Source organism: Cellulomonas sp. ACRRI, from assembly GCF_022346185.1.
GTDB lineage: Bacteria > Actinomycetota > Actinomycetes > Actinomycetales > Cellulomonadaceae > Cellulomonas.
The window spans coordinates 1-21226 of the sequence record NZ_JAKRMS010000081.1 but is presented as its reverse complement, the minus strand read 5'-3'; the positions used below and the strand labels follow the sequence as shown (position 1 = coordinate 21226).

The 21226-nt window shown below is 75.6% G+C and carries 24 protein-coding genes, 2 tRNA genes and 1 pseudogene; 21 read left to right on the top strand and 6 right to left on the bottom strand.

The window, feature by feature from the left end; genetic code table 11:
• Nucleotides 1-163 precede the first annotated feature (163 nt).
• The 9 genes from MHY85_RS14290 to MHY85_RS14250 all read left to right on the top strand — a co-directional run bounded on the left by MHY85_RS14290 (nucleotide 164) and on the right by MHY85_RS14250 (nucleotide 7823).
• Nucleotides 164-985 (top strand): carbohydrate ABC transporter permease, encoded by an 822-nt coding sequence (locus tag MHY85_RS14290; RefSeq protein WP_239197393.1) that lies wholly within the window; start codon nucleotides 164-166, stop codon nucleotides 983-985.
• Complete coding sequence (locus MHY85_RS14285) at nucleotides 982-1953, top strand: carbohydrate ABC transporter permease (RefSeq protein ID WP_239197391.1); 972 nt, start codon at nucleotides 982-984, stop codon at nucleotides 1951-1953. The genes MHY85_RS14290 and MHY85_RS14285 overlap by 4 nt, the downstream gene beginning before the upstream one ends.
• A gap of 1 nt (nucleotide 1954) precedes the next feature.
• A complete protein-coding gene (locus tag MHY85_RS14280; RefSeq protein WP_239197389.1) occupies nucleotides 1955-2983 on the top strand; it encodes an ROK family protein in 1029 nt (342 codons plus the stop codon).
• Nucleotides 2983-3777, top strand: coding sequence for a glucosamine-6-phosphate deaminase (gene nagB, locus MHY85_RS14275; protein ID WP_239197387.1), 795 nt, complete (start codon nucleotides 2983-2985; stop codon nucleotides 3775-3777). Before MHY85_RS14280 ends, nagB begins: the two co-directional genes overlap by 1 nt.
• Nucleotides 3778-3779: 2 nt before the next feature.
• Nucleotides 3780-4133, top strand: a complete 354-nt coding sequence (locus tag MHY85_RS14270; RefSeq protein ID WP_239197385.1) for a DUF2200 domain-containing protein — start codon at nucleotides 3780-3782, stop codon at nucleotides 4131-4133.
• Between the two features lie 689 nt (nucleotides 4134-4822).
• On the top strand, nucleotides 4823-5182 hold the full coding sequence (locus tag MHY85_RS14265) for an endonuclease domain-containing protein (RefSeq protein ID WP_239197383.1): 360 nt from the start codon (nucleotides 4823-4825) through the stop codon (nucleotides 5180-5182).
• A gap of 113 nt (nucleotides 5183-5295) precedes the next feature.
• Nucleotides 5296-5679 (top strand): DUF3039 domain-containing protein, encoded by a 384-nt coding sequence (locus MHY85_RS14260; RefSeq protein WP_239197381.1) that lies wholly within the window; start codon nucleotides 5296-5298, stop codon nucleotides 5677-5679.
• Nucleotides 5676-7481, top strand: coding sequence for a DEAD/DEAH box helicase (locus MHY85_RS14255; protein WP_239197379.1), 1806 nt, complete (start codon nucleotides 5676-5678; stop codon nucleotides 7479-7481). The genes MHY85_RS14260 and MHY85_RS14255 overlap by 4 nt, the downstream gene beginning before the upstream one ends.
• Nucleotides 7482-7667: 186 nt before the next feature.
• Complete coding sequence (locus MHY85_RS14250) at nucleotides 7668-7823, top strand: hypothetical protein (RefSeq protein ID WP_195969112.1); 156 nt, start codon at nucleotides 7668-7670, stop codon at nucleotides 7821-7823.
• A 71-nt stretch (nucleotides 7824-7894) separates the two neighbouring features.
• On the opposite strand, the gene MHY85_RS14245 is transcribed toward MHY85_RS14250, so the two are convergent.
• Nucleotides 7895-9220 (bottom strand): nicotinate phosphoribosyltransferase, encoded by a 1326-nt coding sequence (locus MHY85_RS14245; protein WP_239197377.1) that lies wholly within the window; start codon nucleotides 9218-9220, stop codon nucleotides 7895-7897.
• A gap of 98 nt (nucleotides 9221-9318) precedes the next feature.
• On the opposite strand from MHY85_RS14245, the gene clpS reads away from it, so the two are divergent.
• The 7 genes from clpS (at nucleotide 9319) to MHY85_RS14210 (ending at nucleotide 15260) form a co-directional block, all read left to right on the top strand.
• Nucleotides 9319-9606, top strand: a complete 288-nt coding sequence (gene clpS, locus MHY85_RS14240) for an ATP-dependent Clp protease adapter ClpS (protein ID WP_239197375.1) — start codon at nucleotides 9319-9321, stop codon at nucleotides 9604-9606.
• Entirely contained in the window at nucleotides 9607-10353 is a 747-nt protein-coding gene (locus MHY85_RS14235) for a DUF2017 family protein (RefSeq protein ID WP_239197373.1), read from the top strand.
• Nucleotides 10354-10363: 10 nt separating this feature from the next.
• Nucleotides 10364-11179 (top strand): glutamate racemase, encoded by an 816-nt coding sequence (gene murI / locus MHY85_RS14230; protein ID WP_239197371.1) that lies wholly within the window; start codon nucleotides 10364-10366, stop codon nucleotides 11177-11179.
• Between the two features lie 170 nt (nucleotides 11180-11349).
• Nucleotides 11350-12153 carry an MBL fold metallo-hydrolase gene (locus tag MHY85_RS14225; protein ID WP_239197369.1) on the top strand — a complete coding sequence of 268 codons (804 nt, stop codon included), beginning with the start codon at nucleotides 11350-11352 and terminating at the stop codon, nucleotides 12151-12153.
• A gap of 29 nt (nucleotides 12154-12182) precedes the next feature.
• The gene (gene rph, locus MHY85_RS14220) at nucleotides 12183-13022 is read left to right on the top strand and encodes a ribonuclease PH (protein ID WP_239197367.1); all 840 of its coding nucleotides are present in this window, start codon (nucleotides 12183-12185) and stop codon (nucleotides 13020-13022) included.
• A complete protein-coding gene (gene rdgB, locus MHY85_RS14215; protein WP_239197365.1) occupies nucleotides 13019-13651 on the top strand; it encodes an RdgB/HAM1 family non-canonical purine NTP pyrophosphatase in 633 nt (210 codons plus the stop codon). The genes rph and rdgB overlap by 4 nt, the downstream gene beginning before the upstream one ends.
• Nucleotides 13644-15260, top strand: a complete 1617-nt coding sequence (locus MHY85_RS14210; RefSeq protein WP_239197363.1) for an ABC-F family ATP-binding cassette domain-containing protein — start codon at nucleotides 13644-13646, stop codon at nucleotides 15258-15260. Before rdgB ends, MHY85_RS14210 begins: the two co-directional genes overlap by 8 nt.
• 8 nt (nucleotides 15261-15268) lie before the next feature.
• Here MHY85_RS14210 and MHY85_RS14205 read toward each other — a convergent pair whose 3' ends face one another.
• Both MHY85_RS14205 and MHY85_RS14200 read right to left on the bottom strand, forming a co-directional pair.
• Nucleotides 15269-15952 (bottom strand): Pr6Pr family membrane protein, encoded by a 684-nt coding sequence (locus MHY85_RS14205; protein WP_239197361.1) that lies wholly within the window; start codon nucleotides 15950-15952, stop codon nucleotides 15269-15271.
• A gap of 10 nt (nucleotides 15953-15962) precedes the next feature.
• Nucleotides 15963-16517, bottom strand: coding sequence for an NUDIX hydrolase family protein (locus MHY85_RS14200; RefSeq protein WP_154727915.1), 555 nt, complete (start codon nucleotides 16515-16517; stop codon nucleotides 15963-15965).
• 144 nt (nucleotides 16518-16661) lie between these two features.
• Here MHY85_RS14200 and trxA point away from each other — a divergent pair, with 144 nt between their 5' ends.
• On the top strand, nucleotides 16662-17033 hold the full coding sequence (gene trxA, locus MHY85_RS14195; RefSeq protein WP_154727916.1) for a thioredoxin: 372 nt from the start codon (nucleotides 16662-16664) through the stop codon (nucleotides 17031-17033).
• An 87-nt stretch (nucleotides 17034-17120) separates the two neighbouring features.
• On the opposite strand, the gene MHY85_RS14190 is transcribed toward trxA, so the two are convergent.
• From MHY85_RS14190 to bcp, 3 genes are all read right to left on the bottom strand, one after another.
• Nucleotides 17121-18719: a methyl-accepting chemotaxis protein gene (locus tag MHY85_RS14190; RefSeq protein ID WP_239197359.1), complete on the bottom strand. Its 1599-nt coding sequence runs from the start codon at nucleotides 18717-18719 to the stop codon at nucleotides 17121-17123.
• Between the two features lie 219 nt (nucleotides 18720-18938).
• Nucleotides 18939-19021, bottom strand: a tRNA-Leu gene (locus tag MHY85_RS14185).
• Nucleotides 19022-19049: 28 nt separating this feature from the next.
• The gene (bcp, locus tag MHY85_RS14180; protein WP_239197357.1) at nucleotides 19050-19520 is read right to left on the bottom strand and encodes a thioredoxin-dependent thiol peroxidase; all 471 of its coding nucleotides are present in this window, start codon (nucleotides 19518-19520) and stop codon (nucleotides 19050-19052) included.
• A 134-nt stretch (nucleotides 19521-19654) separates the two neighbouring features.
• Here bcp and MHY85_RS14175 point away from each other — a divergent pair.
• The 4 genes and pseudogenes from MHY85_RS14175 to MHY85_RS14160 all read left to right on the top strand — a co-directional run bounded on the left by MHY85_RS14175 (nucleotide 19655) and on the right by MHY85_RS14160 (nucleotide 21073).
• Nucleotides 19655-19952, top strand: a pseudogene (locus tag MHY85_RS14175) (co-chaperone GroES).
• Nucleotides 19953-20065: 113 nt separating this feature from the next.
• A complete protein-coding gene (locus MHY85_RS14170) occupies nucleotides 20066-20362 on the top strand; it encodes a hypothetical protein (protein ID WP_239197355.1) in 297 nt (98 codons plus the stop codon).
• A gap of 78 nt (nucleotides 20363-20440) precedes the next feature.
• Nucleotides 20441-20513 (top strand) — tRNA-Lys (locus MHY85_RS14165).
• A 188-nt stretch (nucleotides 20514-20701) separates the two neighbouring features.
• Nucleotides 20702-21073 carry an STAS domain-containing protein gene (locus MHY85_RS14160; protein ID WP_239197353.1) on the top strand — a complete coding sequence of 124 codons (372 nt, stop codon included), beginning with the start codon at nucleotides 20702-20704 and terminating at the stop codon, nucleotides 21071-21073.
• Nucleotides 21074-21226: the final 153 nt, after the last annotated feature.

Genomic DNA, 21226 nt, shown 5'->3' with positions numbered 1-21226 from the left:
TCATCATCGTGTGGATGTCGGTGCCGTTCGTGGCGCTGTCCGTCTACGCCGCGCTCACCCAGGTGTCCGACGAGGTCCTCGAGGCCGCCCGCATCGACGGCGCCGGCCCGGTCTGACCGCCTACGTCCTGCTGGTCCCCGCCGTCCTCGTCCTGCTCGCCGGCATGGGCTACCCGCTGTACTGGCAGGTCGTCACGTCGATGCAGGAGTTCGGCCTGGCGCAGCAGTTCGGCCAGCCGCCGACGTTCGTCGGCCTCGACAACTACGCCCGGATCTTCACCGACGACCGGCTCTGGGCCGTCGTGGTCCGGTCCATCGTGTTCTGCCTCGTCAACGCGTTCACCACCGTGATCCTCGGCGTGCTGTTCGCCCTGCTGATGAAGGCCGTGCACCCGGTCGTCCGGATCGTGCTGCAGGTGGCCCTGCTGCTGGCCTGGGCGATGCCGATGGTCGCCGCCGTCACCGTCTGGAAGTGGCTGTTCGACTGGCGCACCGGCGTCGTGAACTGGCTGCTGGTCCAGCTGGGCTTCGACCAGTACAGCGGGCACGCGTGGCTCGCCCAGCCGCTGTCGTTCTTCTTCGTCGCCACCGTCATCATCGTGTGGATGTCGGTGCCGTTCGTGGCGCTGTCCGTCTACGCCGCGCTCACCCAGGTGTCCGACGAGGTCCTCGAGGCCGCCCGCATCGACGGCGCCGGCCCGGCCCGGATCCTCTGGCACATCACGATGCCGCTGATCCGCCCCGTGCTGTCGATCGTGCTGCTGCTGCAGATCATCTGGGACCTGCGGGTGTTCGCGCAGATCCGCCTGCTGCAGGACAGCGGGGCGCCGGTCAGCGAGACCAACCTGCTGGGCAACTTCATCTTCGAGCTCGGCATCGGCCGGCAGGACTTCGCCGGCGCGGCCGCCGTGTCGATCTTCGTCCTCGCCCTGACCGTGCTGCTGAGCTGGCCGTACGTCCGGAACCTGCTGAAGGAGGACGCATGAGCGCCACCACGTCCCCCGCGGGCCCGGCGGGGTCGGTGGACCCCGTCGCCGCCCCGCCCGCCCGGGCCGGCACCCCCGCCGTGCCCAGCGCCGCCGGGCCCGGCCCGCGCCGGGGCGCCGCCGGCGGGCGCGCGGCCCGCCGGGTCCGCCGCGCCCTGCTCGGCCTGCTCGCGGTCGTCGTCGCCGTCGTCTGGGCGTTCCCCGTCTACTGGATGGTGCTGTCCTCCGTGCTGCCGGGCTCCCGGCTGCGGTCCACGACGCCGACCTTCCTGCCGACCGGCGCCACGCTCGCGAACTTCCGGTCCGTCCTGGACGGCGCCGGGTTCGGCACCGCGCTGCGGATGAGCCTCGCGATCACCGCCGTCACCGTCGTGGCGGTGCTGGTGTTCGCGTTCCTCGCGGCGCTCGCGATCAGCCGGTTCCGGTTCCGCGGGCGGCTGACGTTCGTGATCGCGGTGCTGTTCGTGCAGATGCTGCCCGCCGAGGGCCTGTTCATCGCGCAGTACAAGATGCTGTCCTCGGTCAACCTGCTGAACAGCGTCATCGGCGTCTCGATCCTGTACACCGCCGCCGTCGTGCCGTTCACGATCTGGATGCTGCGCGGGTTCGTCGCCGGCGTGCCGATCGAGCTCGAGGAGGCCGCCATGGTCGACGGGCTCAGCCGGGTGAAGGCGTTCCTGCGGATCACCTTCCCGCTGCTCGCGCCCGGTCTGGTCGCCTCCGGGGTGTACGCGTTCCTGCAGGCCTGGAACGAGTTCACCGTCGCGCTGGTCGCCCTGCCCGCCGAGTCCGCCCGGACGCTCCCGCTGTGGCTGCGCTCGTTCCTGGCGTCGTCGGCGAACCGCGGCGTCGACTGGGGCGAGGTCATGGCCGCCTCCACCCTCATCGCCGTGCCCGTGATCGTGTTCTTCCTGCTGGTGCAGGGCAGGATGACGTCGGGGCTGGTGTCCGGAGCGGTGAAGGGCTGACGTGGACGAGCTGATGACCTGGCCGCGCGGCGCGTCCGCGGGGCCGGAGGGACCGGGCGTGCCGGCGCCGGCCGGGGCGCCGGGGCCCGCCGCGGGCGCGGACGTCGCCGCGGGGTGGTCCGTCGGGCTCGACGTCGGCGGGACCAAGACGCTCGGCGTGCTGGTCGGGCCGGACGGCGCCGTCGGCCCGTCGGTGCGGCTCACCGCCCGCCCCGGGGCCGCGGGCGTCGCCGGGACCGCCGCGGAGGCCGTGCACGCGCTGGTCGCGCAGGCCGGGCTGACCCCGGGCGCGCTGGCCGGGGTCGGCATCGGGCTGCCCGGCATCGTCGACCCGGCGGCCGGCCGCGTCGAGCACGCGGTGAACCTCGCGATCGAGACCGCGGTGCCGCTGGCCGCCGACGTCTCCGCCGCGCTCGGCGGGGTGCCGGTCCGGCTGGAGAACGACCTCAACGTGGCCGCCCTCGGCGCCGCCCACCTGCTGCCCGACCCGGCGCCCGACCTGGCGTTCCTCGCGCTCGGCACCGGCCTCGCCGCGGGGCTGGTGCTCGACGGCCGGCTGCGCCGCGGCGCCTCGGGGGTGGCCGGCGAGATCGGCCACCTGGTGCACGTGCCCGGCGGGCTGCCGTGCCCGTGCGGGCAGCGCGGCTGCCTCGAGCAGTACGCGTCCGGCGGTGCGCTGTCCGCGGCCTGGCCCGGGCCCGGCGACCGGCCCGCGCCCGTGGCCCTGTTCGAGGCGGCCGACTCCGGGGATGCTGGTGCCGTGGCGGTGCGCGACCGGTTCGCCGGGGCCGTGGCCGCCGCGGTGCGCGTGCTCCTGCTCACCACCGACGTCGCGCACGTCGTCGTCGGCGGCGGGGTCAGCGAGCTCGGCGACCCGCTGCTGCGGGTGGTGCGCGCACGGCTGGACGACGAGGCCCGGGACTCCGCGTTCCTGGCCGCGATGCACATGGCGGAGCGGGTGACCCTCGCTCCGCGCGGAGTACCGGTGGGTGCCGTCGGCGCCGCGCTGGTCGGACGGAAGGAGACCTGATGGAGGTCGTCATCGCCCCGGGCGCCGAGCTCGCGCGGCTGGCCGCCGACGCGATCGAGCGGGTCGTGCGCGCACGCGCGGCGGAGGGCCGGCACGCGGTCCTCGGCATCGCCACCGGGTCCAGCCCGCTGGCCGTGTACGACGAGCTGGCCCGCCGTCACGCCGAGGAGGGCCTGTCGTTCGCCGGGGTGCGCGCCTTCATGCTCGACGAGTACGTCGGCCTCCCCGCCGACCACCCCGAGCGGTACCGGAACGTCATCGAGAAGGAGTTCGCGTCCCGGGTCGACATCGACCCCGCCGACGTGCACGGGCCCGACGGCCTCGCCGAGGACGTCCCCGCGGCCTGCGCGGCCTACGAGGCGGCCATCGCGGACGCCGGGGGCGTGGACGTGCAGATCCTCGGCGTCGGCACCGACGGGCACATCGCGTTCAACGAGCCCGGCTCGTCGCTCGCGTCCCGCACCCGCATCAAGACGCTGACCCGGCAGACCCGCGAGGACAACGCCCGGTTCTTCGGCGGTGACGTGTCCCAGGTGCCGACCCACTGCCTCACCCAGGGGCTCGCGACCATCATGGCCGCCCGGCACGTCGTGCTGCTGGCCGCCGGGAAGCACAAGGCCGAGGCGGTGCACCAGCTCGCCGAGGGGGCCGTGAGCGCGATGTGGCCCGGCACGATCCTGCAGCACCACCCGCACGCGACCGTCCTCGTCGACGAGGCGGCGGCCGGCCGGCTGCAGCTCGCGTCGTACTACCGCGAGACGTTCGACGCGAAGCCGGACTGGCAGGGGATCTGAGCGTGCCGGGGCACCGGATCTTCGGGACGCCGTTCGCCGCGATCTACCCGCACTACGTGACGAAGGTCGAGCGCAAGGGCCGTGACGTCGCCGAGCTCGGTCAGGTCCTGGAGTGGCTGACCGGCTACGACGAGGCGGGTCTGGCCGAGGCCCTGGCGGACGAGCGGACCCTCGCGGAGTTCTTCGAGCGCGCCCCGGGCATGAACCCGGACGCGACCCTCATCCGGGGCGTGATCTGCGGCGTCCGGGTCGAGGAGATCGAGGACCCGCTCATGCAGCAGATCCGCTGGATGGACAAGCTGGTCGACGAGCTGGCGAGCGGCAAGCGGATGCAGAGCATCCTCCGCACCCCGTAGGGACGTCCCGCCGGCCGAGGTCGTCGGTTGCGCCCGAGGTCGTCGGTTGCGCACCCCCTGAGATGGACGCAACCGACGACCTCGGCGAAGGCTGTCCACAGATGTCGGCGGACCGCGCCGTCGCCGTCCAGGCCGCGGGATCGTGGGGGATGGTCGATTCCGGGAGCTCCGACGTGCTGCTGGTTCGTGATGTTCCCGCTTCCGCCGGGAGGCTCCGCCGACGGCTCGACCTCGAGCGGGTGCGACGAGGCGCGTACGTGGAGCGGGGCGAGTCGCTCGGCCCTGCGCGGGACCGGCGGCGGATCGCTCTCGCCAGGATCCGGGCGGTCCACCGGCAGACGTCGGGAGCGCGGTGGTTCAGCCACGAGTCCGCGGCGCTGCTCTGGGGGTGCGATGCCGTCGGCATCTCCGGCTTGACGCACCTCATCCAGCCGACTCGGCCGCGGAGCCGGGGCGACGATCCCGTCGTGCGGCACCACGGCGACCTCCCCGCGGAGCACCGGGCCGAGGTGTCCGGGCTCCCGGTGACGACGCTCGCCCGAACGGTGGTGGACTGCGCGGCATCCTTGCCCCCGGAGCGAGGGCTCGTGATCGCCGACTCGGCACTCCGAGCCGGGGCTGACAGGGACGCGCTGGACACGACTCTGGCCGCTCGGTCAGGGGCGCGCGGGCTCGTCCGGGCGAGAGAGGTGATCGCGCTCGCGGACGGTCGCGCGCAGTCACCGGGGGAGACGCTGCTGCGCTGGGCGCTGCGCTCCGGAGGACTTCCTCCGCCGGAGCTGCAGGTGGAGGTGGTCACGCGTCGCGGCCGGTTCTTCGCCGACCTCGGGTGGCCGGCGCTCCGGGTCGCGGTCGAGTTCGACGGGTACGTGAAGTACTCCGGCGCGTTCGGGAGCACGGCGCCGGAGGCGGTGTTCGCGGAGAAGCAGCGGCAGGACGCCCTGGAGGAGGAGGGTTGGCGCGTGCTGCGCGTCACCTGGGACGACCTTCGAGCGCCAGCACCCCTGGTGGCTCGCGTCGCCCGTGCCCTGTCGCGCTCGTCACGCTGACGACGTCGGTGGTTCCGCCCGAGGTCGGCATTTGCGCCACCCATGATCTGGACGGAACCGACGACCTCGGCGAAGACCCCGGCGCGTCGGAGGGGCCGCGTACAGTTGTCGCCATGAGTGAGCCCCTGCCGCCGAGCACCGAGCCGGACCGACTCTCGGACCCCAGCACCGGCACCGGCACCGGGCTGCTCGAGCGGCCCGCAGAGCAGACCGCCGAGCCCGGGGACCACGAGCGCTTCGCGCACTACGTGCGCAAGGAGAAGATCATGGAGTCGGCGATGTCCGGCAAGCCCGTGGTCGCGCTCTGCGGGAAGGTGTGGGTGCCGGGCCGGGACCCGAACAAGTTCCCCGTGTGCCCGGTGTGCAAGGAGATCTACGAGGGCCTCCGCGAGCCGCAGGACGGCGGCGACGGGGACTCGGGCACGGGCTCGGGCGGCGGCCGCCGCTGGGGCTTCGGCCGCGGCAAGGGCTCCGGCGACTCCTCCGGCGGACAGTGAGCGCCGCGGACCGCCCCGCCTCCGCACCCAGCACGCACGCCTCGCCGTCGGCAGCATCGCAGCTGCCCCCGGCGTTCCCTGCGCGTGCGCCCTGGGGGACGGCGGGCAAGCTGCGCGCCTGGCAGGCCGAGGCCCTCGAGCAGTACCTGACGACCGCGCCGCGGGACTTCCTCGCGGTGGCGACGCCGGGCGCGGGCAAGACGACCTTCGCGCTGCGCATCGCGACCGAGCTGCTGCAGGCCGGGGTCGTGCGCCGGGTGACCGTCGTCGCGCCGACCGAGCACCTGAAGCACCAGTGGGCCGACGCGGCCGCGCGGGTCGGCATCAAGCTGGACCCGAACTTCAAGAACGCGCAGGGCCGGCACGGGCACGGCTTCGACGGCGTGGCGCTGACCTACGCCGGAGTGGCGGCCAAGCCCGCGCTGCACGCCGCCCGCACGACCGCGGCGCCCACCCTGGTGATCCTCGACGAGGTGCACCACGGCGGCGACGCGCTGTCCTGGGGCGACGCCGTGCAGGAGGCGTTCGAGGGCGCGGCCCGCCGGCTGTCGCTCACGGGCACGCCGTTCCGCAGCGACACCGCGCAGATCCCGTTCGTCGAGTACGAGCGCGGTCCCGACGGCATCCGCCGCAGCAAGGCCGACTACACGTACGGGTACTCCCAGGCGCTGCGCGACCACGTCGTCCGCCCGGTGCTGTTCCTCACGTACTCGGGCTCGATGCGGTGGCGCACCAAGGCCGGCGACGAGGTGAGCGCCCGCCTGGGCGAGCCGCTGACCAAGGACATGACCGCGCAGGCGTGGCGCACGGCGCTCAACCCGGACGGCGAGTGGATCCCGTCCGTGATCGCCGCGGCCGACCGGCGGCTCACCGAGGTCCGCCGGACGGTGCCGGACGCCGGCGCCATGATCATCGCGACCGACCAGACCGACGCCCGCGCGTACGCCGGGCACATCGCCCGGCTCACGGGGAAGTCGCCGACGGTCGTGCTGTCCGACGACGACGGCGCGAGCGCCCGGATCGACGAGTTCTCCGCCTCCGACGACCGCTGGCTGGTGGCCGTCCGCATGGTCTCCGAGGGCGTCGACGTCCCGCGGCTCGCGGTCGGCGTGTACGCCACCAGTGCGTCGACGCCGCTGTTCTTCGCGCAGGCGATCGGCCGGTTCGTGCGGGCGCGCAAGCGCGGCGAGACCGCGTCGGTGTTCCTGCCGAGCGTGGCCCCGCTGCTCGCGCTGGCCAACTCGATGGAGGTCGAGCGCGACCACGCGCTGGACCGCCCGCTGACCGCGGAGGAGCAGGGCGAGGGCTACAACCCCGAGGACGCGCTCGTCGCGCAGGCGAACCGCGCCCAGAAGGGCTCGGACGCGCTGCAGGGCACGTTCGAGGCGCTGGAGGCGCAGGCGTCGTTCGACCGCGTGCTGTTCGACGGCGGCGAGTTCGGCACGGGCGCGGACGTCGGCTCGGACGAGGAGCTGGACTTCCTCGGGCTGCCCGGGCTGCTGGACCCGGACCAGGTGACCACGCTGCTGCGGCAGCGCCAGGCGAGCCAGCAGAGCGCGAAGCGGTCGAAGGCCCAGCCGGCCGAGGACCGCGCCGAGATGGACCACCGCAAGCAGGCGGAGCTGCGCAAGGAGCTCGCCCAGCTGGTCGGGGCCTGGTCGCGCAAGAGCGGCCAGCCGCACGGCGCGGTGCACACGGAGCTGCGGCGCCGGTGCGGCGGGCCGGAGGTGGCCCTCGCGGACCCGAAGCAGCTCGAGGCCCGGGTGGCGATGCTGCGCGGCTGGTTCGTCGGCAGGCGCTGACCGACGTCACACTCCGCGCCCGACCCCAGGTCAGCGCGCCGGCCGTACCACCGGACGCTCGTTCCGCAACCCGGGCGCTCGACGTGCCGGACCTCAGGATCGGTGCCATCGTCGTCCCCGTGAACAGCGCGTTCGCCGGGACACCCCCGGCGGGCGCGGTGACGCAGAGCGAAAGGGAGCCGTCAGATGCCCACGTGGCTGATCCTCATCATCATCGGTGCAGTGCTGCTCATCATCGGCGTGGCCGTGGAGGCCGCCAAGATCCTCATCTGGATCGGTATCGCCGTCCTCGTGGTGAGCCTGGTCCTCGGCCTGCTGCGCCGCGGGAAGGCCCGCGTGTAGCGACCAGCACCGCACGCACGACGACGCCCGCGCACCCCCCTGGAGCGCGGGCGTCGTCGTGCCCGGGCGGCTCAGAGGGTGAGCGTCACCGTCGGGATCGCCGCCTCGTCGGCCGACAGCCGCCGGGCGCCGCGCGGCAGCTCGTCCCGGGACGCCGCGTGCCGTGCGGTGGCGGCGGCCACGCCCTCGGCGCCGGTCCAGCCGGGGCAGACCTCGCCGTCGGTCACGAGCGGCACGACCAGCGGGCGCAGGTCGGGCTCGGACGGGGTCCACGCCGCCACCGCCGCGTCGGGCCCGTCGACCACGACCTCCTCGACCGCCCGGCCGTCCCCGTCGAGCCGCCGCGCCGCCGACTTCCGGCCGCCGACGGACTCCTTGGCCTTGGAGGCCTTCGCCACGGGCGCGAGCCGGCCGTCGGACCCCTCGCGCGCCACGAGCTTGTAGACCATGCCGCAGGTCGGCGCCCCGGAGCCGGTGACCAGCGAGGTGCCGACGCCGTAGGAGTCGACCGGCGCGACCGCCAGCGCGGCGATCGCGTACTCGTCGAGGTCCGAGGTGACGACGATCTTGGTGTCGCGCGCGCCGAGGCCGTCGAGCTGGGCGCGCACCTCCTGCGCCAGGACGCCGAGGTCGCCGGAGTCGAGCCGCACGGCGCCCAGCCCCGGGCCGGCCGCCTTGACCGCCCGCTCGACGCCCCGCCGCACGTCGTAGGTGTCGACCAGCAGCGTGGTGCCGGCGCCCGCGGAGGCGACCTGCGCGGCGAACGCGGCCTCCTCGTCGTCGTGCAGCAGCGTGAACGCGTGCGCGGCGGTGCCGATCGTGGGCAGGCCGTACCGGCGGCCGGCCTCCAGGTTGGACGTCCCGGCGAACCCGGCGACGGCGGCGGCGCGCGCGGCGGCGACCGCGGCCTGCTCGTGCGCCCGGCGCGCGCCCATCTCCAGCACGGGCCGGCCGATCGCGGCGGAGGTCATCCGGGACGCGGCGGACGCGATCGCCGAGTCGTAGTTGAGCACCGACAGCACGACGGTCTCCAGCAGCACGGCCTCGGCGAACGTGCCCTCGACGGTCAGCACGGGGGAGTGCGGGAAGAACATCTCGCCCTCGGCGTAGCCGCGGACCGACCCCGTGAACCGGTAGTCCGCCAGGTACGCCAGCGTGGCGTCGTCCACGACCCGCTCCCGGGCCAGCCAGTCGAGCTCCTCGGCGCCGAACCGGAAGTCGGCCAGCGCCTCCAGCACCCGGCCGGTCCCGGCCAGCACGCCGTACCGGCGGCCGTGGGGCAGGCGGCGGGTGAACACCTCGAAGACGCACCGGCGGCCGGCGGTGCCGTCCGCGAGTGCGGCCTGGAGCATGGTGAGCTCGTAGCGGTCGGTCAGCAGCGCGGTGCTCGCGGTCATGTGCCCACGGTAGGCGCCGACCTGCGGGTGCGCGCCGTCACGCCGCGCCGCCGGGCCACCCGCCCGGGCCACCCGCCGGCGGCACCTACAGTGGTCGGGTGTCCGTGGAGACCGCACCCGAGGAGACCGTCCACGCCGACGGGCAGCTCGCCGACGCCTGGGTCACGATCGTCTGGAACGACCCCGTGAACCTCATGTCCTACGTGACCTACGTGTTCCGGTCGTACTTCGGCTACCCGCAGGCCAAGGCGGAGAAGCTGATGCTGGAGGTGCACGAGCAGGGGCGCTCCGCGGTGTCGACGGGCAACCGGGAGCAGATGGAGGTGGACGTGCAGGCGATGCACTCGTTCGGCCTGTGGGCCACCCTGCAGCGGAGCGACGCCTAGGTGCGGGCGTTCCGGCGGGAGGGCGACGAGCTGGTCGCGGAGGTCGACCCGGGCGAGCGCGAGGTGCTCGCGACCGTGGTCGCCGACGTCGCCGAGCTGCTGGGCGGCGGGCGGTTCGAGGACCGCGCCCGCGAGACGGGCAGCGCCCGGCCGGCCCGGCCGGCCGACGCGATGGACCCCGCCGCGCTCGCGGTGCGGCTGCGCCTGGACCCGCTGCCCGCGCCCGACGACCCCGCGGTGCACCGGCTGCTGCCGGACGCGTCGCGGGACGACGCCGAGGTGGCCGCGGAGTTCCGCCGGCTGACCGAGGACGACCTGCGGCAGCAGAAGATCGACCGCCTGGCGGTCCTGTTCGACGCGCTGACCGTCGACGCGCTCGGGCACGGCGCCGCCGCGGACGAACCGGGCGCCGGGCGCGACGACGTCGAGCAGCCCGCCCGGCGCCGCCGCCGGTCCCGCGGCCGGCACGAGGCCGTCGCCGTCGTCCGGGTCACGAGGGACCGCGCCCCGGCGCTCGCGGCCACGCTGACGGACGTCCGCCTGGTGCTGGGCGAGCGGCTGGGCGTCGCCGACGAGGAGACCAGCGAGCGGTTGGAGCACGAGGTGGTGCGCGGCCGGCCGTCCGACGCGGCGGCACAGGCCCGGCAGTACCTGGGCTCGGTGTTCCTGGCGCTCGGCTGGTGGCAGGAGACGCTGATGGCCTGCCTGCTCGCCGACCTGCCGGACGCGCCCCGGGAGCGGGACTAGGATCGGTGCCGTGAACGACGCACCCATCGGGATCTTCGACTCGGGGGTGGGTGGGCTCACCAACGCGCGGGCGATCATCGACCAGCTGCCGCACGAGTCGGTGCTCTACATCGGCGACACCCTCAACACCCCGTACGGCACCAAGCCGCTCGCGGCCGTGCGCGCCCACGCCCTCGAGGTGATGGACGACCTGGTCGACGCCGGCGTGAAGATGCTGGTCATCGCGTGCAACACCGCGTCCTCCGCCGTGCTCCGGGACGCGCGCGAGCGGTACACGCTGCGCCGCGGCCTGCCGGTGGTCGAGGTGATCCTGCCCGCCGCGCGCCGGGCCGTCGCGGCCACCCGCACCGGCAAGATCGGCGTGATCGCCACCGAGTCGACGGTGAAGTCGAAGTCGTACGACGACGCGTTCGCCGTCGCGCCGGGGGTGCAGCTGACGACGCAGGCGTGCCCGCGGTTCGTCGAGTTCGTCGAGGCCGGCGTGACGTCGGGGCCCGAGCTGCTCAGCGTCGCGGAGGAGTACCTGCGCCCGGTCAAGGCGGCCGGCGTCGACACCCTCGTGCTGGGCTGCACGCACTACCCGCTGCTCACCGGCGTCATCTCGTACGTCATGGGTGAGGACGTCACGCTGGTGTCGTCCGCGGAGGAGACCGCCAAGGACGTGTACCGGCTGCTCGTCGCGCACGACCTGGAGCGGGACCCCGCGGCCGGGCCGCCGGAGCACCGGTTCCTCGCGACGGGCGACCCGGACTCGTTCGCGACGCTGGCCCGCCGGTTCCTGGGCCCCGAGGTCCGGCACGTGGAGGCGCGCGGCGCGCTGCGCTGACGACCGGCCGCGCCGCGCCGGCCGGCGGCCGGCGCCCCGCGGCGCCGTGACGAGCGACACGTCCCCGCCCGGACCGACCGCCGCCCGCCGCGCCGCCCCGCACGGCATCATGGCTCCCTGGGCCGCCGTCGGACGTCGGTGCGCCGTCACGCAGCGGAAGGGGCCCGCGGATGAGGCTCGTGGTCGTCGGCAGCGCGGGCTCGTTCCCCGGCCCGGACTCGGCGGCGTCGTGCTACCTGGTGCAGGCCGAGGGCCCGGACGGCGCGGGCGGCACGCGCACCTGGAACGTCCTGCTGGACCTCGGCAACGGCGCGCTCGGCCCGCTGCAGCGGCACCTCGCCCCGGCGGACCTGGACGCGGTCGCGATCAGCCACCTGCACGCCGACCACGTCGCCGACGTCGTGGTCCTCGGCGTGATGCTCCGCTACGACCCGCGCGGCGCGCGCCCGCTGCCGCTGCCGCTGCACGGCCCCGAGGGCGTCCGCGAGCGGCTGGCGCAGCTGTCCGGGCACGACCCGGCGACCAGCACCGCCGACCACCTCGCGCTGGGCACCTGGCGGTCGGGGGAGCCGGTCCGGGTCGGTCCGCTGACCATCGAGCCGGTGCCGGTCCTGCACCCGGTGCCCGCGTTCGGGCTGCGGGTGACCGGCCCGTCCGAGGCCGACCCGTCCCGCACCGTGACGCTCGCGTACACCGGCGACACCGACGACTGCCCGGGCCTGGACGAGCTGGCGGCGGACGCGGACCTGCTGCTCGCGGAGGCCGCGTACCTCGAGACGACCCCGGACGCCCCCCGGGGCGTGCACCTGACGGCCCGGCGCGCGGCCGAGGCGGCGCAGCGCAACGGGTCGCGCCGGCTGCTGCTGACGCACCTGGTGGCGTGGAACGACCCGGCGGAGAGCCTGGCCGAGGCGGCCGCCGCGTACGACGGGCCGCTCGACCTGGCCCGGCCGGGGGCGGTCGTCGCGCTCTGAGGCCCGGCGCGGGTCGTTAGGCTCGGGGGATGACCTCCGACCCCACCGTCACCACCTCCGCCGCGCCCGCGGGCGGCCGCCCGGCCGCCCCCCGCGCGGACGGCCGCGCCGTCGACGAGCTCCGCCCGATCGCGATCACCCGCCGCTACCTGGACGCGGGCGAGGGCAGCGTGCTCGTCGAGTTCGGCGGCACCAAGGTGCTGTGCGTGGCGTCGTTCACCGCCGGGGTGCCGCGCTGGCGCAAGGGCTCCGGCGAGGGCTGGGTCACCGCCGAGTACGCGATGCTGCCGCGCGCGACGTCCTCCCGGTCCGACCGCGAGTCGGTGCGCGGCAAGGTCGGCGGCCGCACGCACGAGATCTCCCGGCTGATCGGCCGGTCGCTGCGGGCGATCATCGACGTCGCGGCGCTGGGCGAGAACACCATCGTGCTCGACTGCGACGTGCTCCAGGCCGACGGCGGGACCCGCACCGCGTCCGTCACCGGCGCCTACGTGGCGCTCGCGGACGCCGTCGCGTGGGGCATCGCCCAGGGCGCGGTCGACGGCCGCAAGGTCGTGCTGCGCGACTCGGTGTCGGCGGTGAGCGTCGGCGTCGTCGGCGGCCGGCCCGTGCTCGACCTCCCGTACGAGGAGGACGTCCGCGCCGACACCGACATGAACGTCGTCGTCACCGGCTCGGGCAGCTTCGTCGAGGTGCAGGGCACCGCCGAGCACGCGCCGTTCGACCGCGCGGAGCTCGACGCGCTGCTCGACCTGGCGCTGGTCGGCACGTCCGAGCTCGCCCGGGTGCAGCGCGAGGTGCTGGCGCTGCCCGCCGGGCAGACCGTGACGGTGCGGAGCGGCGCGGCGGCGCCGGCGGTGACCGCGTGACCGGCCCGGCCCGCCTCGTCCTCGCCACGCACAACGTCCACAAGCTCGGCGAGCTGCGCGCGATCCTCGTGCCGGCCCTGCCCGGGCTCGACCCGGACTCGGTGGTCGGCGCCCGCGACGTGGGCGCGCCCGAGCCCGTCGAGGACGGCGTGACGTTCGCCGAGAACGCGCTGATCAAGGCGCGCGCCCTCGCCGCGCACACCGGGCTGCCCGCGGTCGCGGACGACTCGGGGCTGTCCGTCGACGTGCTCGGCGGCGCGCCCGGCATCTTCTCGGCGCGCTGGTCCGGCCGGCACGGCGACGACCGGGCGAACCTCGACCTGCTGCTCGCGCAGCTGTCCGACATCGCGCCCGAGCACCGCGGCGCCCGGTTCACCTGCGCCGCGGCGCTGGTGACCCCGGACGGCGAGGAGCACGTCGAGCTCGGCCACCTGGTCGGCACGCTCGCGACCGCGCCGCGGGGGGAGCACGGCTTCGGCTACGACCCGATCCTGGTGCCGGCGGGCGGCGACCTGACCTGCGCGGAGCTCGCCCCGGAGGAGAAGAACCGCATCTCGCACCGCGGGCAGGCGTTCCGCGCGCTGGTGCCCGCCGTCGTCGCCGTGCTCGGCCGGGAGCCGCGTGGCTGACGTCCACCTCGTCGCGGACGGCCTGACCTTCGGGTACCCGGGGCGGCCGGTCCTCGACGGCGTCGGCCTGTCCGCGTCCGCGGGCGACCGGGTCGGCGTCGTGGGGGAGAACGGCGCGGGCAAGACGACGCTGCTCCGGCTGCTCGCCGGCGACCTCGCGCCCACCGCGGGCGAGGTCCGCCGGTCCGGGTCGGTGTCGGTGGTGCAGCAGGAGCTCGACGTGCCGCCCGGCGCGACGGTCGGGGACCTGGTGCGCCGGACCGCGTCCCACGTGCGCGCCGCGGCGGCGCGGCTGGACGAGGTCGTCGCGGGCTTCGACCACGAGGGCGGCGACCTGGCGGCGCTGGCCGACGCCATCGCGGCGGTCGACCGGCTCGCGGCGTGGGACGTCGACCGGCGGGTGGACGAGGCGCTGACCCGGTTCGGCGCCCCCCGCGACCCCGGGCGCCGGCTGGACACGCTGAGCGTGGGGGAGGCGTACCGCGCCCGGCTGGCGTGCCACGTCGCGGAGCGGGCCGACGTCCTGCTGCTGGACGAGCCGACGAACCACCTCGACGTCGGCGGCATCGACTACCTGACCGCCCAGCTGCAGCAGTGGCCGGGGGTCGTCGTGATCGTCACGCACGACCGGCGGCTGCTCGACGACGTGATGACCGCGATCCTCGACCTGGACCCCTCGATGGACGGCCGGCCGGTCCTGTACGGGGCGACCCGGTACGCCACGTACCGGTTCGCCAAGGACCAGGCGCTGCGGCGCTGGCGCGCGCGGTACGCGCAGGAGCGCAAGCGCGCGGCAAAGCTGGCCCAGCGGCTCGACGAGTCCTACGAGGGGCTGTCCGACGAGTGGCGCCCGCCCAAGGGCTCGCAGAAGCACCGTCGCGGCACCCGCGCGCGCATCCACGTGAAGGCCGCCGACCGCCTGGTCCAGAGGCTGGAGGCCGAGGCCGTCGAGGTGCCGGTGCCGCCGCCCGCGCTGGCGTTCCCCGACCTGCCGAGCATCCCGGCCGACTACGCGGGCGGGCCGCTGCTGGAGCTGCGCGCGCCGCGCGTCGAGGGACGGCTGGACCTGCCGGGGGTGCGGGTCGACCTGCCGCCCGCGGGGCGCCTGCTGGTGACCGGCGCGAACGGGGCCGGGAAGTCGACGCTGCTCGCGGCCCTGGCCGGGCGGACCCCGCTGGACCGGGGGCACCGCTCGGTCGCGCCGGGCGTGCGGCTCGGCGTGCTGGTGCAGGACGACGACAGCCCGGCGCGGCTGGCGACGACGGGATTCGAGGCCGCGGCGCGGCGGGCGCTGGACCTGCTCGAGGTCGGGGCGCTCGACCCGGCGCACGTGCTGCCCGTGGCGGCGCTGGGTCTCCTGGAGGAGGAGGACCTGGACCGGCCGCTCGGCGAGCTGTCGGTGGGGCAGCGGCGCCGGTTCGAGCTCGCGGCCGCCCTGGTCGCCGCCCCGCACGTGCTGCTCCTGGACGAGCCGACCAACCACCTGTCGATCGCCCTGGTCGACGAGCTCACGGAGGCGCTCCGCCTGACGTCGGCGGCGGTCGTCGTGGCGACCCACGACCGGGCGATGCGCGCCGACCTGGCCGACTGGCCGGCGATCGAGCTGTAGGGCGCGCGTCAGGGCACGCGGGGCAGGACGCGCTCCAGGAGGCGGACCAGGACGGCGAGGACCAGGAAGGCGACCGCCACGAGCGCCGTGTTGCGGGCGGCGGTCGCGAGGCCGAGGGCGCCGGCGTCCAGGAACGGGTACGGGTACCAGCCCGTCGCCGCGCCCCGGGCGAACGTGTACCCGATCCACGCCAGCGGGTACACGACCGACCACGCGACGGTCGCGCCGGCGAACCGCGGCCGCGGGCCGACCAGGAGCCACACCACCCAGGCGCCGATCGGCGTCACCGTGTGCAGGAGGAAGTTCGCCAGGTCGCCCGACGGGGTCAGGTCGACGCCCGCGTCGGCGAGGACCGTGTGGTAGACCACGCCGGTCACGGCGATGCAGAGCAGCGCGTCCAGGTGCAGCACGGCCATGACGCGGCCGGCGCGGGCGGGCCGCGCCGCGAGCAGCACCGAGGCCACGAGCACCAGCAGGTTCGACTGGATGGTGAAGTAGGAGAACAGCCGGATCAGCCGCTCGGCGAGCGTGCCGGCGTCGCCGGGGCCCTCGGCGAGCGCGCGGGACACCTCCAGCCCGACGCCGCCGGCCGCGGCCAGCCCCAGCAGCGCGTGCAGCACGCGTGCGGCGGCGAGCCCGGCGGACCCGGTCCGCGCGCCCGCCGCGCCCGGGGTCCGCGCCTCGGTGGTCACGGTCGCCGCCTCAGGGCATCCGGCCGACGTGCGCCATCGCCTGGCGCAGCAGCAGCCCCTGGCCGCCATTCATCTCGACCTGCACCTGCTCGCTGCACGCCTCCTCGGGGGTGAGCCAGGCGAGGTCGAGCGCGTCCTGCTGCGGCCGGCAGTCGCCGGTGACCGGCACGACGTACGCGAGCGACACCGCGTGCTGGCGCGGGTCGTGGTACGGCGTCACGCCGGGCGTCGGGAAGTACTCGGCGACCGTGAACGGCTGCGGCGTCGGCGGGACCTGCGGCAGCGCGACCGGGCCGAGGTCCTTCTCGATGTGCCGCAGGAGCGCGTCCCGCACCCGCTCGTGGTACATCACGCGGCCGGACACCAGCGCGCGGGACATCACGCCCTCGGGCGTGACCCGCAGCAGCAGGCCGACGGCGACCACGTCGCCGGACTCGTCGACCCGCACCGGGACGGCGTCGACGTAGAGCAGGGGGAGCGAGCGGCGGGCGGCCGCGATGCCCTCGGGACTCAGCCACCCGGAGGGGCGCTCGGGCTCGCGGGGCAGGTCAGCCGTGTCGGTCACCCGGCAGTTGTACCCCGGGCCGGGGGGCGGGCGACAGCCCGACGCGCGGTGCGGCGCCTCCCCGCGGGCGGGTGCCTCCCCGTCCGGGAATACTGGACGGGGTCCGGGTGCTCTACTGGCCACACCGACAACAGGAGGCGACTGATGGCAACGACCGAGCTGACGGCCGACACCATCCAGAAGACGATCACCGAGAACGACATCGTGCTGGTGGACTTCTGGGCGGACTGGTGCGGGCCGTGCAAGCGCTTCGGGCCGATCTTCGAGCAGTCGTCGGAGTCCCACCCCGACGTCGTGCACGCGAAGGTGGACACCGAGGCCGAGCAGCAGCTGGCGGCCGAGCTGCAGATCACGTCGATCCCGACCCTGATGGCCTTCCGCGAGGGCATCCTGGTGTTCAACCAGGCGGGCGCCCTCCCGGCGCCGGCGCTGGAGCAGGTGGTCGACGCGGTCAAGGCGCTGGACATGGACGACGTCCGCGCGCAGATCGCCGCGGCCGGGGCGGCGCAGAGCTGACCCGAGCGCACGCGCACCGACGACGCCCCCGCCCGCGAGCAGCGTGCGGGGGCGTCGTGGCGTCCGGGCCGGTGCGGGGGCCGGGCCTCAGTGCCGGAACTGCGCCACCCGGGTCCGCAGGTCGTCGGCCATCCGCGCGAGCTCGGCGATCGACTCGCCCATCCGCCCCAGCTCCTCGGTGCTGCCGGCGGAGGCGTCCGCGACGCCGGTGATGGTGGCGGCGATCTCGCTGGAGCCCGCCGCGGCGTCGCCGACCGACCGGCTCATCTCCGTCGTGGTGGCGGTCTGCTCCTCCACCGCGGACGCGATCGTCGTCTGGTAGTCGTCGATCCGGGCGATGATCGTGCCGATCTCGCCGATGGCCGCGACGGCGCCCTCGGTGTCGGACTGGATCGTCTCGACGCGCCGGGCGATGTCCTCGGTGGCCTTCGCTGTCTCCTGGGCGAGCTCCTTGACCTCCCCGGCGACGACGGCGAACCCCTTGCCCGCCTCACCGGCCCGGGCGGCCTCGATGGTCGCGTTCAGCGCCAGCAGGTTGGTCTGCTCGGCGATCGAGGTGATCACCTTCACCACGTTGCCGATCTCCTGCGAGGACGTGCCCAGGCGGGTGACCTGCTCGTTGGTCCGGGCGGCGGCCTCGGTGGCCCGCCCGGCGACGGCGGCGGCCTCGGCGGCGTTCCGGGCGATCTCCCGGATGCTGGCGCCCATCTGCTCCGCGCCCGCCGCCACGGTGTGCACGTCCCGGTTGACCTGCTCCGCCGCGCCGGCGACCACGACCGCCTGCTCCGAGGTGCGGTCCGCGCCCGAGACCACCTGGCCGGCGGAGCGCTCGAGCCGGCCCGCGGCGTCCGCCACCGTGCGGGCTGTCCCGTCGATGCCGGCGACCGTGTCGCGCAGGGCGGCGGTGGCCCGGTCCAGCGCGCCGGCGGTCCGGCCGATCTCGTCGGCGCCGGTGACCCCGCAGCGGACGGTCAGGTCGCCCCCGGCGAGGGCCTGCGCGGCGTCCGCCACCCGGTCCAGGCGCCGGCTCAGCCGCCGGGCCACGACGACGCCGGCCACGGCGGGCACCACCGCCGCGATGCCGAGGGCGACGAGCTCCAGGCGCACGGCGCGGTCCCCGGCGGCGGTCGCCTCGCGGGACGCCGTGGCCGCGGCGGCCGTCTGCGCCTCGATCAGCGCGTCGACGCGGGTGGCGGCGCCCCGGGCCGCGGTGTCCGCGCCCTCGCTGGCGCCCACCAGGTCCTGGTAGGTGGTCAGCGCGGTGCGGACCTCGCCGGCCGCGTCGGTCAGCTCGTCGGACAGGGCCGGGATCGCGGCGTACTCGTCGAGCGCGGCGAGCGCGGCGCCGACGGCGGCCCCGCGGTCCGACGTCAGCCCGTCGGCCCGGAACGGGTCGCCGGCGTCGCGCGCCGCGCGCATGTCGGCGCCGATCGACTGCGCCTCGTTGAGGTGGGAGGCCACCTGGCTGGCGAGCGCCAGGCCGGTCACGTGGTCCGAGTACATCCGCTCGGTGCGCGCGGTGCTCTGCCACAGCGTCAGGATCGAGATCCAGCCCAGCAGGCCGGTCATCGCGACGGCGGCCGACACCGTCAGCAGGATCTTGCCGGTGAAGCCGAGCCCCCGGCGCCCGGGCGCGGCCGCAGCCGCCCCCTCGTCCCGACCCGTCGCACCCCTGGTCCCGGTCATCCGTCGGCCTCCCGTCACGCACGCCGCGGGCGTCGCGCCCGCGCGGGACGCCGCCTCGGGTCCCGTCCTCCTGTCGAGCGGGTGAAGCGGTGTCTGAGCGGTCGGGCGGGCGGTCACCCGGACGGGGTCGCGGCCGGGCGGGCATCCGGGTGGCCGGGGTGCCGGGCGGGTGAACGCGCCCCCCGGCGCGGCGCGCGGTGCGTGCGCCGGTGCGTGCGGTGCGGGAGACGGGATTCGAACCCGCACGCCCTCTCGGGCACCAGGACCTAAACCTGGCGTGGCTGCCGTTTCACCACTCCCGCGCGCCCCGGCCGGGCCGGGGGCGGTGCGTCAGCCGTCGACGCCGAGGTCGCGACGCAGCTTGGCGACGTGGCCGGTGGCCTTGACGTTGTACTGCGCCAGCCGGACGGCGCCCTCGGGGTCGAGGACCACGGTCGACCGGATCACGCCGGTGACGGTCTTGCCGTAGAGGGACTTCTCGCCCCACGCGCCCCAGGCCTCGAGCACCTGCTTGTCCGGGTCGGACACCAGGGGGAAGGTCAGCGCCTCCTCCTCGGCGAACCGGGCGAGCTTCTCCGGGGTGTCCGGGGAGACGCCGACGACGGCGTAGCCGTGCGCCTGCAGCGACGCCAGCGAGTCGCGGAAGTCGCACGCCTGCTTGGTGCAGCCGGGGGTGCCCGCCGCCGGGTAGAAGTACACGACGACGCCCTGGCCGCGCAGGTCCGACAGGGTCAGCGAGCCGCCGTCGGCGGTCGGCAGCGTGAAGTCCGGGGCGGTGTCGCCGACGGCGAGGCGGGGCATGGCGGTCTCCTGGCTGGTGGGTGCGGCGCCCGCGCGCGACGGGCGCCGTCAGCGTACGACGGCCGGGCGGTAGCGTCTGCCCCGTGAGTGCACAGCGCCCCGAGAGCCCGACCCGCCCCGAGCTGCCCATCCGGATGCTGAACGACCGCCTGCTCGTCCAGCTGGACGCCGACGCCTCGGAGCGCCGGTCGACCGCGGGCATCGTCATCCCGGCGACGGCTGCGGTGGGCAAGCGGCTCACCTGGGGGGGCGGTCGTCGCCGCCGGGCAGCACGTCCGGCAGGTGGCGGTCGGGGACCGGGTGCTGTTCGACCCCGACGAGCGGGCCGAGGTGGAGCTCGAGGCGCAGACCTACCTGCTGCTCCGGGAGAAGGACGTGCACGCGGTGGCCGAGCCGCGCGACGGCGGCCAGGGCACGGGCCTGTACCTCTAGGAAGCGTTTTCCCTGCCGCCGCGGCAGGGTTGTTCGCCCTCGGCGTCACGTGTTGCGCGTGCCCGTCGCGCGGTGTTCCCATGTGCGCAGGAACGACCCCGGGGGTGGCCGTGATGGGCGATGACAAGCAGGCGGCCGTGCAGGACGAGCGCGGCGCGGAGGGCGACGCGACGGGCGTCGTGATGGACCTCCTGGCGGAGCACGTGCCGCTCACGCTGCTGGCGGACCTGGCCGTGGCGGAGCCGCGGTCGGAGGCGATCCTGGCGGCCGAGGGGCTGCCGGAGGAGGCCTGGTGGGAGGGCGAGGACGGGGACGCCGAGGCCGGCGCCGCGGCGCCCGTCGCCCCGCTCGGGCCGGAGGACGACGTGCCGGTGGACCCGGACGCGGCGGCGGACCCGCACCCGGCGTGACGTCCGCCACGTCGGGCCGCTGAGCGGGGGATCCGATTAGCGTCCGGCGCCACGGGGCTGCTAACGTTTCTCCTCGTTGCGCCATTAGCTCAATTGGCAGAGCAGCTGACTCTTAATCAGCGGGTTCGGGGTTCGAGTCCCTGATGGCGCACTTCGGGAGGCCCCCGACCAGCGGCGACGCAGGTCGGGGGCCTCTGCCGTCCGCCCTTCGTCGCGCCGCGCACGCCCGGCGCCGACCCGCCGGCGGGAAAGCGTGCGCCGTGCCACCGCGCGGTGCCCGCCGCGCCGAGATCCACCGCCCTGCCCCCGCGTGGCGTCCGCGGCACGCATACTGGACGGGTGCCTCAGACCGCAGCCGCCGGCCCGACCCCGCCGCTCCCCGATCGAGGGCACGTCTGGGTCGACGACGCGGAGCCCGCGCTGCTGCGGATGCGCGGGGAGGTCGACGTGGCCGTCGTCGAGGACCTGCGCGACCGGCTGGGTGCCCAGAGCGCCCGCGGCACGGACCTCGCCGCGGTGCTGCCGCGCGTGCGGGTGGTCGACATGACGGAGGTGACCTTCGCGGACTCGTCGGCGGTCGGGCTGCTGGCCGGGCTGGTCATGGCGCTGCAGTCCACCGGGGACACCCTGGCCGTCCGCGGGATCGGCCCGGCGGTGGAGACGCTGCTCGAGGTGACCGGCCTGCTGCCGCACCTCGTCGTCGAGGGCTGAGCCGCTCCGCCGCCAAAGGTCTTACCTTTCACCCGCCGACGCGCTCACGCGCGGGGCGGGCCGCCCGATCGGGACGGCGGGCCGGGTCGAGGCCCGCACCCCACCGACGGACGGAGACCTCCGCATGCCCGCCACCGCCGCCCCCTCCCGCAC

What these genes read in the sequence shown, in the direction of transcription:
- MHY85_RS14260 (WP_239197381.1), top strand. Translation starts at nt 5,296, where the DNA reads ATGAGTGAGCCCCTGCCGCCGAGCACCGAGCCGGACCGACTCTCGGAC.
- trxA (WP_154727916.1), top strand. Translation starts at nt 16,662, where the DNA reads ATGGCAACGACCGAGCTGACGGCCGACACCATCCAGAAGACGATCACC.
- MHY85_RS14250 (WP_195969112.1), top strand. Translation starts at nt 7,668, where the DNA reads ATGCCCACGTGGCTGATCCTCATCATCATCGGTGCAGTGCTGCTCATC.
- MHY85_RS14245 (WP_239197377.1), bottom strand. Translation starts at nt 9,220, where the DNA reads ATGACCGCGAGCACCGCGCTGCTGACCGACCGCTACGAGCTCACCATG.
- MHY85_RS14170 (WP_239197355.1), top strand. Translation starts at nt 20,066, where the DNA reads ATGGGCGATGACAAGCAGGCGGCCGTGCAGGACGAGCGCGGCGCGGAG.
- rph (WP_239197367.1), top strand. Translation starts at nt 12,183, where the DNA reads ATGACCTCCGACCCCACCGTCACCACCTCCGCCGCGCCCGCGGGCGGC.
- bcp (WP_239197357.1), bottom strand. Translation starts at nt 19,520, where the DNA reads ATGCCCCGCCTCGCCGTCGGCGACACCGCCCCGGACTTCACGCTGCCG.
- MHY85_RS14285 (WP_239197391.1), top strand. Translation starts at nt 982, where the DNA reads ATGAGCGCCACCACGTCCCCCGCGGGCCCGGCGGGGTCGGTGGACCCC.
- MHY85_RS14190 (WP_239197359.1), bottom strand. Translation starts at nt 18,719, where the DNA reads ATGACCGGGACCAGGGGTGCGACGGGTCGGGACGAGGGGGCGGCTGCG.
- nagB (WP_239197387.1), top strand. Translation starts at nt 2,983, where the DNA reads ATGGAGGTCGTCATCGCCCCGGGCGCCGAGCTCGCGCGGCTGGCCGCC.
- MHY85_RS14225 (WP_239197369.1), top strand. Translation starts at nt 11,350, where the DNA reads ATGAGGCTCGTGGTCGTCGGCAGCGCGGGCTCGTTCCCCGGCCCGGAC.
- MHY85_RS14290 (WP_239197393.1), top strand. Translation starts at nt 164, where the DNA reads ATGGGCTACCCGCTGTACTGGCAGGTCGTCACGTCGATGCAGGAGTTC.